The organism is Trinickia sp. Y13 (assembly GCF_029522115.1).
Lineage (GTDB): Bacteria > Pseudomonadota > Gammaproteobacteria > Burkholderiales > Burkholderiaceae > Trinickia.
The window spans coordinates 269286-283839 of the sequence record NZ_JAKWFK010000007.1; the positions used below are offsets into that span (position 1 = coordinate 269286).

General features: G+C 63.7%; 12 protein-coding genes. 6 read left to right on the plus strand and 6 right to left on the minus strand.

The window, feature by feature from the left end; all coding sequences use genetic code 11:
* The first annotated feature begins 157 nt into the window (after positions 1–157).
* Together MMB74_RS15150 and MMB74_RS15155 are read left to right on the plus strand one after the other, a co-directional pair.
* Positions 158–1264 carry a triacylglycerol lipase gene (locus tag MMB74_RS15150; RefSeq protein ID WP_277429466.1) on the plus strand — a complete coding sequence of 369 codons (1107 nt, stop codon included), beginning with the start codon at positions 158–160 and terminating at the stop codon, positions 1262–1264.
* A gap of 45 nt (positions 1265–1309) precedes the next feature.
* Complete coding sequence (locus MMB74_RS15155; RefSeq protein WP_277429467.1) at positions 1310–2323, plus strand: lipase secretion chaperone; 1014 nt, start codon at positions 1310–1312, stop codon at positions 2321–2323.
* 82 nt (positions 2324–2405) lie between these two features.
* Here MMB74_RS15155 and MMB74_RS15160 read toward each other — a convergent pair whose 3' ends face one another.
* The gene (locus MMB74_RS15160; protein WP_277429468.1) at positions 2406–3935 is read right to left on the minus strand and encodes a PLP-dependent aminotransferase family protein; all 1530 of its coding nucleotides are present in this window, start codon (positions 3933–3935) and stop codon (positions 2406–2408) included.
* A gap of 116 nt (positions 3936–4051) precedes the next feature.
* On the opposite strand from MMB74_RS15160, the gene MMB74_RS15165 reads away from it, so the two are divergent.
* The 4 genes from MMB74_RS15165 (at position 4052) to MMB74_RS15180 (ending at position 8700) form a co-directional block, all read left to right on the plus strand.
* Positions 4052–5146: an ABC transporter ATP-binding protein gene (locus MMB74_RS15165; protein WP_277429469.1), complete on the plus strand. Its 1095-nt coding sequence runs from the start codon at positions 4052–4054 to the stop codon at positions 5144–5146.
* Between the two features lie 101 nt (positions 5147–5247).
* Positions 5248–6309: an ABC transporter substrate-binding protein gene (locus MMB74_RS15170; RefSeq protein WP_277429470.1), complete on the plus strand. Its 1062-nt coding sequence runs from the start codon at positions 5248–5250 to the stop codon at positions 6307–6309.
* Positions 6310–6486: 177 nt separating this feature from the next.
* Positions 6487–7752 carry an ABC transporter permease gene (locus MMB74_RS15175; RefSeq protein ID WP_277429510.1) on the plus strand — a complete coding sequence of 422 codons (1266 nt, stop codon included), beginning with the start codon at positions 6487–6489 and terminating at the stop codon, positions 7750–7752.
* 111 nt (positions 7753–7863) lie between these two features.
* On the plus strand, positions 7864–8700 hold the full coding sequence (locus MMB74_RS15180) for an ABC transporter permease (RefSeq protein WP_277429471.1): 837 nt from the start codon (positions 7864–7866) through the stop codon (positions 8698–8700).
* Between the two features lie 129 nt (positions 8701–8829).
* Here MMB74_RS15180 and rhaS read toward each other — a convergent pair whose 3' ends face one another.
* The 5 genes from rhaS to MMB74_RS15205 all read right to left on the minus strand — a co-directional run bounded on the left by rhaS (position 8830) and on the right by MMB74_RS15205 (position 14465).
* Entirely contained in the window at positions 8830–9837 is a 1008-nt protein-coding gene (gene rhaS, locus MMB74_RS15185) for a rhamnose ABC transporter substrate-binding protein (RefSeq protein ID WP_277429511.1), read from the minus strand.
* Positions 9838–9929: 92 nt separating this feature from the next.
* On the minus strand, positions 9930–10940 hold the full coding sequence (locus MMB74_RS15190) for an ABC transporter permease (RefSeq protein ID WP_277429472.1): 1011 nt from the start codon (positions 10938–10940) through the stop codon (positions 9930–9932).
* The gene (locus MMB74_RS15195) at positions 10933–11955 is read right to left on the minus strand and encodes an ABC transporter permease (protein WP_277429512.1); all 1023 of its coding nucleotides are present in this window, start codon (positions 11953–11955) and stop codon (positions 10933–10935) included. Before MMB74_RS15195 ends, MMB74_RS15190 begins: the two co-directional genes overlap by 8 nt.
* 17 nt (positions 11956–11972) lie before the next feature.
* Complete coding sequence (locus MMB74_RS15200; protein ID WP_277429473.1) at positions 11973–13508, minus strand: sugar ABC transporter ATP-binding protein; 1536 nt, start codon at positions 13506–13508, stop codon at positions 11973–11975.
* Positions 13509–13547: 39 nt separating this feature from the next.
* Positions 13548–14465, minus strand: a complete 918-nt coding sequence (locus MMB74_RS15205) for an amidohydrolase family protein (protein WP_277429474.1) — start codon at positions 14463–14465, stop codon at positions 13548–13550.
* Positions 14466–14554 lie beyond the last annotated feature (89 nt).

Genomic DNA, 14554 nt, shown 5'->3' on the forward strand with positions numbered 1-14554 from the left:
TCTAAATCAAGAGAAATCCTCTTACGCAAAAACCCGTTTACTGCTTCACTCCAATGCGCTGAACCCACGACAGCCAAGCCTTGTGCCGTGGCACCGTTTTAAAACACCGTTTGAATGCAATCGGTATTTCGCCCGAATAAAAATTGGAGGAAACGGCATGAATAAGACGTTAACGAACAAATTCTTGGCCGCATTGACAGCATGGACGCTCGGTAGTGCGTCGCTGACGGGTTTAATAGCATCGGCTGCGCTGATTTCATTGACGCAACCGTCCCTCGCCTACGCCGATACTGCGCAGGCGGTCGACCACTACGCCTCGACGCAGTACCCGATCGTGCTCGTCCATGGCCTGACGGGCACGGATCGCTATGCGAACGTGCTCGATTACTGGTACGGCATTGCATCCGATCTCGAGTCGCATGGCGCGAACGTCTTTGTCGCGAATCTGTCGGGCTTCCAAAGCGATCTCGGGCCAAACGGGCGGGGAGAGCAACTGCTTGCATACGTCAAGCAGGTGCTCGCCGCGACGGGTGCGCGCAAGGTCAATTTGATCGGTCATAGCCAGGGCGGGTTCAGCGTGCGATACGTGGCGGCGGTGGCGCCCGAACTCGTCGCGTCGGTGACGACCATCGGCACGCCGCACCGCGGTTCGGAATTCGCCGATTACGTCGCCGGCGTGCTCGCGAAAGACCCGACGGGCTTGGCGGAGCCGCTGATCGGCAAGTTCGCGAACTTGCTCGGCACGCTCTTTAGCAGCAACTTCAATACGAATCAGGATGCGATTGCCGCGTTGACAGCGCTCACCAGCACGGGCGCCGCGCAGTTCAACACCGCCGTGCCGAGTGCGGGCCTGGGCGCGCCTGGCTCGTGCCGAACGGGCGCGCCGACCGAGACCGTCGATGGCCATACGCACTACCTGTATTCGTGGGCCGGCAGCGCGATTGCGCCCGCCTGGTCCGCGCTCGGCCTGCGCGGCGCGAGCGATTCGAGCGTATCGGGTCCGTTCGACTGGGCCAATTTCGCAGATCCGTCCACGCTGACGTTGCTCGGCTCGGGGACGGTCATGATCAACCGCAATTCCGGTCCGAACGACGGCCTCGTCTCGGTTTGCAGTGCGCTGTTCGGCCAAGTGCTGAGCACGAGCTACCACTGGAATCACGTGGACGAAATCAACCAAGTGCTGGGCGTGCTCGGGCAAAAGGCGGAAGATCCCGTTGCGGTCATTCGCACGCATGCGAATCGTTTGAAACTTCAGGGGCTGTAACCCGTGAGGCGCACCGGCGATGCTAGGAAGACGGTTTACACGTGCGTGCTGCTAGGCCTCGTCGGCATTGCCGCTGCGGCCGCGATCCGGTATCTCGATGCCCCGTCCCCGTCCCCGGCGTCGCAAGCGAGCGCGCAGCGCGCTATGCGTGCGGTGGCGCCGCCGCCGCTCTCGCAAGCGGCGCAGGCCGGATCGGCTTCCGCTACGCTGCCCGCCTCGCTCGCAGGCTCGACACCGCCCCGGTTGCCGCTCGATGCGCGTGGTCACCTGCTCAAAGCGCGCGGGGTGCGCGACTTTTTCGACTACTTTCTCACCGCGCAAAACGAGTTGCCGCCCAGCGCGCTGGACGCGCTCGTGCGCGCGCAGATCGCCGCGCAATGGGACGGGACTGTCGCGCAATCGGAAGCGCTCGACATCTGGCAACGGTATCGATCGTACCGGCAGGCGCTCGTTCGTCTTGGCGCGCTGTCCGCGCCGGCCGCCTCGAGCGATGCCGCCGGCGCCAGCGGGGTGCAACTCGATGCGATGCAGGCCGCGCTCGACGAGCGCGCGTCGCTGGCGAGCAGCACGCTGGGCGCGGATTGGAACGAAGCGTTTTTCGGCCCCGATTGGCGACGGGCACGCACGATGATCGAGCGGCTGCGAATTGCGCGCGATCCGTCATTGACCGCCGAGCAAAAGGCCGCTCGCTTGCAGGCCCTCGAAGCGGCGATGCCGGCGCAGGAGCGCGGCGCACGCGAGGGCGAACCGCGTGCGCACGCAACGGTCGACGCCATTGCGCAGCTCGAGCGGCAAGGCATGACGACCGACGAGTTGCGAGCGAAAGCCACGCAGACGCTCGGGGTGCAGGCAGCCGAGCGAGTGGTCCAACTGCGGCGGGACGAGGACGCCTGGCGCGCGCAGTACGCGGACTACGCGGCGCAGCGCGCGAGCATCGATGCGATGAACCTCGGGCCCGGCGAACGGGAAGCGCAGCTTGCGCGGCTGCGTGAGCGCATGTTTTCGAGTTCGGCGCAGCGGCTGCGCGCCGCGTTGCTTGATCGCGGGGACGCGCACTGAGTGTCGTGCGGCGCGCGCGCAGCGGCCGGTTCCGTCGATCGGACGCTCGATCGGTCGAATCGGGGCGCGCCACGCCGCGTCGTCAAGCGACTTGCATCGCACCCGCATTCATATGCTGCTCGATCACGCGCGCGAGCGTATCGAACGCCGGCCCGATGCGGGCGTTCGGCACGCACGCATAACCGAGCAACAGCCCGCGGCGCGCGACTTCTTCGCTGCTGTAGTACGCCGCCAGCGGCCGCACGATCACGCCTGCTTCGAATGCCGCGGCGGTCACCGCGCGGTCGTCCACCGTATCCGGCAGCCCGAGTACGAGGTGTAGCCCGGCTTCGTCGCCCATCACGGGCAGCGTGTCGCCAAAGCGCGCGGTGATCGCATCGATCAGCATTTGCCGGCGCTCACCGTATAGCGCGCGCATGCGCCGCACGTGAGAGGTGAGGTAGCCGCCCAGAATGAATTCGGCCAGCACGGCTTGATGCATCAACTGCCCTTCGCGATACAGCTCGGCCACGCCGGTGCGGAACGTTTCGACCAAGTGCTCGGGCGCGACCATGTAGCCGATGCGCAACCCCGGATAGAGAATCTTGCCTAGGCTACCGACGTAGATGACACGGCCCGCATCGTCCAACCCTTGCAACGACGCGATCGGCCGGCTGCCATAGCGAAACTCGCTGTCGTAATCGTCTTCGACGATCCACACTTCATGCTGGCGCGCATATTCGAGCAACGTGCGCCGCCGCGCGAGGCTCATCACCATGCCGAGCGGATACTGATGCGAGGGCGTTACGACCGCGAGGCGGGGCGGCGCGTGCGGTGCGGCTTGCGCCAGCTCGAGCGGGTTCAAGCCTTCGCCGTCGACAGGAATCGGCTCCAATTCGAGCCCGGCCGATTGCAACACGCTGCGAGCGCCCCAATAGCAAGGCTCTTCGACCCAAGCGCGATCGCCGACGTCGGTCAGGAGCCGGACGGCGAGGTCCATCGATTGATGTATACCCGTAGTGATGATGATCTGGTCGGGCGAGCATTTGACCGAGCGCGCCACGCGCAGATAGTCGGACAACGCGCGCCGCAAGGGGCGGTAGCCGCCGCCGGGCGCGTAGGTCAGCAAGTCGGGGTTGGCTTCCTTCCACAGGCGGGCCTGCAAGCGGCTCCACGTGCGCGCGGGAAACTCGGTCACGTCGGGCACCCCGGGCATGAAAGCGCCCCATTGCTTGGGCGCCACGCCCGCCCGGCCGATCAGGCGCCTGCCCCGGGTGGACAGGCTCGCGTGAGCGCGGTTTTCCCGGGCGGGACCGGGTTCGCTCGCACGCACCAGCGTGCGCGGCCGCACGGCTGCGGCATCCGGTCGCGTGTCGGCCACATAAGTGCCGCTGCCTGTGGTTGACAGCACATAACCTTCGGCGGTCAATTGGTCATATACGCGCAGGACGGTATTGCGTGCGATGTCGAGGTCTTCCGCCAGCGTTCGGGAACTCGGCAGCTTCGTGCCGGGCGCGAGTTGCCCGGTCAGAATGGCGTGCTGGACGAGGCGCAGCACCTGGCGGTACATGGGTTCGGGCGCGGTGCGCTCGAGGCGGGCGCCCAGCCAGTCCGACAGAATGATCGTATCCAAAGTGGTTCCCTTCGGAATAATGAAATGGTTCCGTTGCGTGGAACCGTAAACGATTATATTGGATTGCAAATGAAATGCGGTGCTCGCATGTCGATGGAGCCAATCGGAGGTAGACGATGAAATCGGATCAAGTGATCGTGAGTTTTCGCGGCGTGCGCAAGACGTACGACGGCGAAACGCTGGTGGTGAAGTCGCTCGACCTCGACATCTATCAGGGAGAATTCCTGACGCTGCTCGGCCCGTCGGGATCGGGCAAGACGACTTGTCTGATGATGCTGGCGGGATTCGAATTCCCGACCGGCGGCGAGATCCGGCTCGATGGGCAACTGCTCAACGCGGTGCCGCCGCACAAGCGCAACATCGGCATGGTGTTTCAGAACTACGCCCTGTTTCCGCACATGACGGTGGCGCAGAACGTCGCTTACCCGCTGACGGTGCGCAAGATGGACGCCGCCGAGCGCGCGGACCGCGTGGTCGAAGCGCTCAAAATGGTGCGCATGGAAAACTTCGCCAAGCGTTATCCGGCGCAACTTTCGGGCGGCCAGCAACAACGGATCGCGCTCGCACGGGCGCTCGTGTTCGCACCGCGGCTCGTGTTGATGGACGAACCGCTGGGCGCGCTCGACAAGCAACTGCGCGAGCACATGCAGTATGAACTCAAAGCGCTGCACGAAAAGCTCGGCGTGACGTTCGTCTACGTCACGCACGATCAGGGCGAAGCGTTGACGATGTCCGACCGTGTCGCCGTCTTCGACAAGGGCATCGTTCAGCAATTGGACACGGTCGACCGGCTTTACGAAACGCCGTGCAATGAATTCGTGGCGAACTTCATCGGCGACAGCAACCGCTTGCAAGGCACGATCTCGGATATCGACGGCGAGTTTTGCCGTCTGCGTCTGCGCGACGGCACGCACGTCGTCGGCCGAAACGTGGGCAACGCGCGGGCGGGCGCTCAGGCGATCGGCTGCATTCGCCCCGAGCGCCTGCGTCTGGCCTCGCATGCCGGGACGCGCCAGGGCGGCAATGCGCTCGCGAGCGAAGTGCGCGGCCTCATCTATTACGGCGATCACGTGCGCATGCGCTGCGCGGTGCCCGAGCAGGACGAATGCTTCGTCAAAGTGCCGCTGAGCACCGAAGCGCTCGATACGTTCGTGCCCGGTGCACCTGTTGCACTCGAGTTCGCCCCCGAGCATTTGCGCATTTTCGCGTGATCGATAGCGCGGGCGGATAGCGCCGTTCGCGAGCAGAAAGCATCGCCCTGTCCCCGGTTTGGCGGACGCATTGATGACAGTCCACGTAGAGGAGAACCTAGATGAAGACGAACACAAACGTTGCGCGTCGTACCGCGGTGACGCTGGCCGTCGCTTGTTTGTCGACGATGTTCGGTGCCGCAGGCGCCGGCGCCGCCGAGTTGACGGTCGTGAACTTCGGCGGTGCGAACGCCGACGCGCAGAAGGTGGCGTACTACCAACCGTTCGAGCAAAAGACCGGCGATAAGGTGACGGCCGTCGAGTACAACGGCGAAACGGCCAAGATCAAGGCCATGGTCGAAGCCAAGCACGTGAACTGGGACGTCGTCGAAGTCGAATCGGGCGACCTGGGACGCGGCTGCGACGAAGGCCTCTACGAGAAACTCGACTGGTCCAAGATTGCGAAGAAATCCGAGCTGATTCCCGAATCGCCGAGCACGTGCGGCGTGGGCTTTTTCGTCTGGTCGACGGCCATTGCGTACAACGCCGACAAGCTGAAGACGGCGCCGACCGGTTGGGCCGACTTCTGGAACGTGAAGAAATTCCCCGGTAAGCGCGCATTGCGCAAGGGCGCGCGCGGCAACCTCGAATTCGCGTTGATGGCCGACGGCGTTGCACCGAAGGATGTCTATAAGGTGCTGGCGACGAAGGCCGGCCAGGACCGCGCGTTCAAGAAGCTGGACGAATTGAAGCCGAACATCCAATGGTGGGAGGCGGGCGCGCAGCCGCCGCAATTCTTGGTTGCCGGCGACGTCGTGATGTCTTCCGCGTTCAACGGCCGCATCGACGCCGCACAGCGCGAAGGCAAGAACCTGAAGGTGGTGTGGAACGGCAGCATCTACGATCTGGACTACTGGGTCATCCCGAAGGGCTCCCCCAACAAGGCGCTCGCCGAGCAGTTCATCGCCTACTCGGTCTCGTCCAAGCCGCAACAGGTGTATGCGCAGCACATCGCATACGGCCCTGCGAACCGTGACGCGATCAAGTCGCTCGATGCCAAGACGCTGTCCAATCTGCCGAATTCGCCGGCGAACGGCAAGAATGCGGTCTTGCAAGACGCCGCCTTCTGGACCGACTACGGCGACGAGCTCGAGCAGCGCTTCGCATCGTGGGCGGCGAGATAATGCACGCGACGGCGGCTCCGGCGATATAGCCGGAGCCGCCGCACGGTAGGACGTTGAGCATTTTTTTGCGCTCGAACGCCGCGTCGCCGAGGCGCCACCGCCCGGAAGCGCGGTGCGAGAGCGCAAGAAGCACGAAGCAGTAAGCAAGAGGCAAGGCAGGAGACAAGCGTGCAAACGATGACGATTTCGAGCGAGCCGGGCAACGCGTCGACGGCGACGTTGAAGCGGGAATTGAAGGCGGCGCAAGCGCGCAAGCGAGCAGCGGCGTTGCTCTTGATCGCGCCGCTGGCGATCTTCCTGTTTTTGATTTTCGTCGTACCGATCGCCGCGCTGTTGACGCGTGCGGTCCAAAACCCCGAGGTAGCCGACGCGCTACCCAAGACCGTCGTTCAGCTTCACGCATGGGATCGCAAGGGCGAGCCGCCGGTGACAGCCTATGTCGCGCTCGCGACCGATTTGGCCGCCGCGCAGGACGGCGAAGTCATGGGCAGCTTGGCGCGGCGGTTGAACGTGGAAATCCCGGGTTACCGATCGCTCGTGGCGAAGACGGCGCGGGCGCTGCCTTTTGCCGACGATGCCGGCCATCCGCTTGCGCTCACGCCCGAGCAAATGCGTGCGAAGCTGATCGATCTCGATGGGCGCTGGGGCGAAGTGCGCTACTGGCGCGCGATCGCCAAGAACGGCTCGCATTATTCGCCGTTCTATTTGCTGGCTTCCCTCGATCATCGTCAAGACGCGTTCGGCCATATCGAGCGCACCGACCCGGATCAACGCATCTATCTGAGCGTGTTCGGCCGCACCTTCGTGATTGGCGCCGTGGTGACGCTCGCGGCGTTGCTGCTCGGTTATCCGCTCGCCTATTGGATTTCGACGTTGAGCGAGCGCCGCGCGAACCTGGCGATGATCCTCGTGCTGATTCCGTTCTGGACATCGATCCTCGTGCGCGTGGCGGCATGGATCGTGATCTTGCAGACCGAAGGGCTCGTGAATCACGCGTTACGCGGGCTCGGCTTGATTCACACGCCGTTGGAATTGCTCTTCAATCGCACGGGCGTCTACATTTCCATGACGCATATCCTGCTGCCGTTCATGATCTTGCCGCTCTATAGCGTGATGAAGTCGATTCCGAAGACGTATCAACGCGCGGCCGTATCGCTCGGCAGCCACCCGTTCGCAGCGTTTTGGCGTGTCTATGTGCCGCAGACGTACCCCGGCATCGGCGCGGGCGCATTGCTCGTCTTTATCCTTGCGATCGGCTACTACATCACGCCTGCATTGCTGGGTGGTCCCAACGATCAGATGGTGAGCTACTACGTCGCTTACTTCACGAACGTGACGATCAACTGGGGCATGGCGTGTGCGCTCGGTGGTCTCTTGCTTGCCGCGACCCTTGTTCTTTACGCGGTGTACGGCCGGTTCACGCGTGGACAACCGAGCCTATGAGTACACGGTCGCTTGCGATGAGATCGATCGTGTCGAGCCTTTCGGCGTCTGTGACGTTCTCGCCCGATATACCCCTGATGCACTCGTGAGGCCTTCGAGCCGGAGCCGACGATGAAACTTTCCAAACCTTTGTTCGCCCCGCACACGTCGCTCGTCGAACGCGGGTGGTACTTCTTGCTGCGCGGCTTGGCCGTGCTCACGCTGTTGTACTTGATATTGCCGGTGCTCGCGATCGTGCCGTTGTCGTTTTCATCGAGCACGTTTCTCGCTTATCCGATCCCGGGCTGGTCGATGCGCTGGTATCAGAATCTCGTCATGTCCGACGAGTGGCGCCTCGCCGCGAAGAATAGCTTCATCGTCGCGCCGTCGGCCACCGCTCTGGCCACGGTGCTTGGCACGCTGGCCGCGTTGGGCCTCGCGAAGGCGAATTTCCGCGGAAAAGCGATCGTCATGGCCGTGTTGATTTCGCCGATGATCGTGCCCGTCATCGTCGTGGGCGTGGGCATGTATCTGTTCTTCGCTCCGCTGGGGCTGGCCAATACGTACATCGGGCTCATCATGGCGCATGCCGCGCTTGGCGTTCCGTTCGTCGTGACGACGGTCGGCGCCACGTTGCAAGGGTTCGACGGAAACCTCGTGCGGGCGAGCCTCTCGCTCGGCGCGAATCCCACGCGCACGTTTTTTCGCATCACGTTGCCCGTGATCGCGCCGGGTGTGATTTCGGGGGCGTTGTTCGCGTTTGCGACTTCGTTCGATGAAGTCGTCGTGACGCTGTTTCTCGCGGGCGCCGATCAGACGACGCTGCCGCGGCAGATGTTCACCGGCATTCGCGAGAACATCACCCCGACGATCGCGGCGCTCGCGACCATCCTCATCATCTTTTCGACCGCGCTGCTGCTCGCGCTCGAATGGCTGCGCGGCAAGAACGCGGCGCGCGCGGTCGCCTGAGAGTCGGCGCGCTGCCCGCGTCCGACCATCGTCTCCCGCGCCGCCCGCAACCGGCGGCAGCCAGCGGCGAGGTCCCGGCCCACCGCGGGCCGGTCCTTGCACGCTGGCGAGTGCTGGCGAATCAGAGAATCAGAAGTTGAACTGATCGATATTGCTGGCGTTGAAGGTCTGCGGCGGCCCGAGAATCACCTCGCCGTCCTGACCGATCGTGCGCGTGCCGAGCTTGCCTGCCGAGAACGTTTCGCCCGCCTTGCCCGTGATTACGCCGGATGCGAGATTAGCCGCGGCGTAAGCGGCCAAATATCCGAGCTGGCCCGGATCCCACAATTGAAATGCCGTAACGGTGCCGTTCTTGACGAACTCGCGCATCTGATTGGGCGTGCCGAGTCCGGTCACTACCACCTTGCCCTTGCTCGGCGACGACGAAATATAGCGCGCGGCGGCAGCGATGCCGACCGATGTCGGCGCAATGATCGCCTTCAGATTCGGATAGGCCTGAAGCAAGCCCTGCGTTTCCACGAAAGACTGCTGATCGTCGTCATTGCCGTACGCGATCTTGACGAGCTTCATCTTCGCGTATTGCGGCTTTTTCAGTTCCTCCTTCATCCATTTGATCCACGTGTTCTGGTTGGTCGCATTCGGCGTCGCCGATAGGATCGCGAACTCGCCTTCGTTGCCGATCAGGCTCGCCGCCAATTGGATTTGGCCGCGGCCGATCGCTTCGGCGTTCGTTTGATTGACGAAGATCGTGCGACCCGCCGGCGCCGTATCGGAGTCGAACGTCACGACTTTGATGCCGCGGGCCATGGCGCGCTTCAGATAAGGAACGACGGCGTTGGGATCGTTCGCGGCGATCACGATCGCGTCGACATGCTGCGTGGTGAGCGTATTGATGTACTGAACTTGCGAGGATGCGCCCGCATCCGATGGACCGACCACTTTGCCTTCGCCTTTGAAATCCTTGATGGCGGCCATGCCGCCGTTGTCGGCGGTCACCTCGTAGGGATTGTTGATCTGCTTGGGCACGAATGCGATTTTCAGCCCTTCCTTGATGCTCGCCGCGCCGGCCGTCGACGCGAGCCCCAGCAGCAAGCCGGCCAAGATCGCCGCGGTCGCGGCGCGCACTGGTTTCTGCATCATCTGTCTCCTCCTGATTTTCTGTCACATGAACGAGCGGTCGGCCGATGCTCGCCGCTCAAGGTATCGCTCTTGCCTTGCACCTCCTCCCGTCAACGTTTCGCCGCGACGACGCTCAGCTTGTCCTTGCGTGCTCGCCAGCCAGCAGCGAGATTCGGGATCAGGACGGACGAAAGCAACAGCAATCCGGTCACGATCGTCAGCGTTTCGCTCGACACATCGACGAGCGTCAACGCATTGCGCAGCACACCGACGATCAAGAGCGAGAGCAGCACGCCATAGAGCGAACCGCGTCCGCCGAAGATGCTGACGCCGCCGAACAGCACCGCGGCAATGACCGCGAGTTCGAATCCTTCGCCGTTGTCGCCCCGCGCGCTGGTGAAGCGCAACGTGAAAATGATGCCGGCGATGGCGCTCACTAGACCCGACAGCACGAATAGCCGCAGCTTGATCTTGCGTACGTCGATCCCGGAGAAGCGAGCGGCCGAGGCGTTTGCGCCGATGGCGTAAAGGCTGCGCCCGAAGGGCGTCGCATGCAGCACGACGCTGAACAGCGCCGCGCCGGCAATGACGATGACGAACGGCAACGGGATCAACGTGGCGCCGAGCGTGTCCATGCCGAACGCCGTATAGGAGGCCGGGAAGTCAGCCACGGCTTGATCGCCGAGCAGCACATAGGCAAGGCCGCGAAAGAGGGCGAGCGTGCCGATCGTCACTGCCAGCGACGGCAACTCGAGGCGCACGACGAGCCACCCGTTCAACAGTCCCGCCGCTGCGCCACCGGCGATGACGAGTGCCATGACGGCCGGCATCGGTAGACCGGCATGCCAGAGCGCACCCATCAGCGCGCTCGACGCGCCGAGCACCGACGCCACCGACAAGTCGATCTCGCCCATGACGATGATCAAGGTCATCGGCAAAGCCATGAGCGAGATTTCGGTGATGTCGAGCAGGATGTTCCCGAGATTGTCGGCATTGACGAACACCGGCGAGAGCAGGCGGCCGAACGCGAACGAGCCGAGAAGAATCACCGTGAGCAGCGCCTCCCACGAGACGGGCACGGAGCGTTTGGGCGTCGTATTGCGCGGGCGGAAGTTAGCCATGGTCGCGTTTCCTCATCATGCGTTTGGCCAGCGAACGGGCGATCAACGTGTCGGTGGCCACCGCGGCGACGATCAGCGCGCCTTGGATCGCTTGTTCCCAAAACGGAGAGATGCGCAGCACGACGAGCGCGATGCTGATCACGCCCAGCACGAGCGAGCCCAGGGTCGAACCGAGGATCGTGCCGGCGCCGCCGGTGATGGCGACGCTACCCACGACGGCGGCGGCTACGACTTGCAGTTCGATGCCTTTGGCTGTGCTGGCGTCGACGGTGCCGAAGCGCGCGAGCCACAATGCGCCCGCGAGCCCGGCAATCGCACCCGAGATCAGAAAGCCGCGCATCACACGGCGCTCGACCTGAATGCCGGCCAAACGAGCCGCTTCGGGATTGGAGCCGATCGCGTAATGCTCTCGTCCGCCGCGAAACTGCTTCAGGTAGATACCCAGCCCCGTCAATACGATGGCGGCAATCAGTGCTAGCGTCGGGACGCCTAGCACCGAACCGGTCGCGAGCTTCGAGAACGCGTGGGGCAGGCTGCTCGCATTGATCTGTCCGCCGCTGACCCAGGCATAGTCGGCTCCGCGGAAGATATACAACGTCGACAGTGTCGCGACGAGCGACGGCACGCGCCCGATTGCAACGAGCGCCGCATTGACGAAGCCCGCGAGCAATCCGATCGCCACGCCCGCTGCGAGCGCGACGAAGACCGGCAGATGCGGAAATGCGACGAACAGCGAGCCGACGGCGTAGGCGCTGACGCCGACGATCGATCCCACCGAAAGATCGATGTGGCGCATCAGCATGACGACGGTCATGCCCGCGGTCAGCAGGCCGACGATCGATACATTGAGCAGGACGTCCCTGAGGTTTTGGAGATTGAGAAATTGCGGACGCGCGATTGCCGTGCAAACGATCAATGCGACGAGCACCACGAAGAGGGCCGTTTCGCGGCGCTTGGCCAACGAGGCCAGCCAGCCTGGGAAGGCGGGCGAGGCGGCAGGGGCGTCTCGATGCATCGTATTGGCGTGAAGGGTCATGCTGCTCGTCCCAAATGGCTGTCGGCATGTCCGAGCGCGGCGCTCATGATGCGCTCCTCGCTTGCTTCCGCACGCGCGATCTCGGCGCTGATGCGTCCTTCGTGCATGACGAGTACGCGATCGGCCATGCCGAGCACTTCGGGCAACTCACTCGATATCATGAGCACGGCCATGCCGCCGCTGACGAGATCGGATAGCGCGGCATAGACCTCGGCCTTCGCGCCGACGTCGATGCCGCGCGTGGGCTCGTCGACGATCAATACGTGCGGGCCCGTCGCGAGCCATTTGCCGAGCACGACCTTCTGCTGATTGCCGCCCGACAGCGTCGCCACAGGCGCATCGAGGTCGCTCGCTTTGAGCCGAAGGCGCGCGCCCCAATCGCGCGCGAGCGAAACTTCGCGCTGCCGTGAAATGAGGCCGAAGCGCGTGAGGCGGCCAAGCACGGTCATCGACGCGTTGCGGGCAATGCTCAATTCGAGCGCGAGGCCTTGTTCGCGACGGTCTTCGGGCACCATCGCAAGGCCGGCCGCGACTGCGAGATCGGGCCGGCCGTGTGCGATGCGCCGGCCCGCCACGTGAACTTCGCCGCCATCGAGCGGATCGATGCCGAAGATGGCGCGCGCGACTTCGCTGCGGCCCGCGCCGACGAGCCCTGCGAGCGCGACGATTTCGCCGGCCCGCACGTCGAACGACACATCCTTGAACACGCCGATGCGCGTGAGCCACCGCACCGACAGCTTGACCTCGCCGGGCTCGATCCGCGCCTTCGGGTAGAACGTGTCCAAGTCGCGCCCGACCATCTTGGCGACGATCTTCGCGGTCGTCATTTCGGCGGTTGGCGCATCGAACACCTTCGCGCCATCGCGCATGATCGTCACGTGCTGCGCGAGCGCGAAGACCTCTTCGAGCCGGTGGGTGATGAATAGGATCGCGGCGCCGCGATCGCGCAGCGCCCGCACGATGGCGAACAACCGTTCCACCTCGGGCAGCGAAAGCGCAGCCGTCGGCTCGTCCATGATCAGGACGCTCGCGTTCAGCGACAACGCCTTCGCGATCTCGATCACTTGTTGATCGGCGATCGACAGACCGCGCACTAACTGTTGCGGTTTCAGATCGACGCCGAGCGATGCGAGCAGGTTCGCGACTTCACGATGCATCGCGTCGTAATCGATCCGTCCGAACCGATCCACGGGTTGGCGGCCCATGAAGATGTTCTCGGCGATCGACAAATCGAAGAACAGCGTCGGCTCTTGATAGATGACGGCAATGCCCGCATTGCGCGCGTCGGCGGGCGATGTGAAGCGCCGCGCGACGCCGTCGATCTGCAACTCCCCGGCATCGGGCGTATGCGCGCCGGCGAGGATCTTGACGAGGGTCGATTTGCCCGCGCCGTTCTCGCCGAGCAGCGCATGGACCTGGCCCGGCAGGAGGACGAGATTGCCGTCGACGAGCGCGCGCACCAGCCCGAACGACTTGCTCGCGCCGCGCAATGCCAGCCGGGGCGCCGATGGCGATGTGTCGTGTGTGTCCAAAATCATCTCCGTCGTGTTTCGCATCGCGTTGCGTCGCAATCAGATCCGATAGATGCGCTCGGCGTTGCTCCGGAACAGCGCGGTGCGTTCATCCTCGCTCGCACCCTGGACGATGCGTGCGTACGCATTCCACAAATCCTCATACGTGCCGAATAGACGATCGACCGGGAAATTCGAAGCGAACATGGCCCGCTCGACGCCGAATGCGTCCAGCGCTTCGAGAACATAGGGCCGCAGGCTCTCGACCGTCCACCGGTGGTCGAACATGGCAAGCCCGCTGATCTTGAGCGCGACGTTCGGGCATGCCGACAACGCCCGCAATCCATCGCGCCATGCACGGTATCCGTCGAGGCTGCTGCGATCGACGAACATACCCGTATGGTTGAGCACGAGCTGCGTAGCCGGATGCGCGTGCGCAAGCTGCACCGCCTCGTGCATTTGCGACGGATAGAGTTGCAAATCGAACGAAAGGCCATAGCGCTCGAGCAAGCCGAAGTTTTCGCGCCAGAGCGGATCGCGCATGAAGTGTCGATCGACGTAGCCATACAACGGATCGGCGTGCACATTGAGAATCTGCCGGATGCCGCGCGTATTGGCGAAGGCGGCGTGTTCGGCCAGCGTGGCTTCGACGTCGGGCGCGGATAAATCCGCCGCGGCCACGATGGCGATCGGCAGCGCAGCGCCCGAGCGGCCCTCGGCATCGTTCCCGCCAGAAGCGTCCGACAGCGACTGCAGCCAGCGGGTTTCCTCGACCGGATCGGCCGGGTCGTGGTTGGCTTCGACGTGAACGACTTTGAGGACTTCGATGACGCCGGCGTCCCGCAGCAAATCGCTCGGCATGTAGTCGTGACGGAGCCGTTTCGCATCGCCCACGAACGACGTGCCGGGATGCGCAAGCCAAGGGTAGTGGTGCGTACTCAAGTCCCAGAAATGCACGTGGGGATCCACTACTTGCATCGTCTCGTCTCCGCTCGTTATGTGTGTTTCTCGATCCGGTATCGGTAGGTTGCAAGGACTATAAATCGCCGTGCGATAACAAACCAATC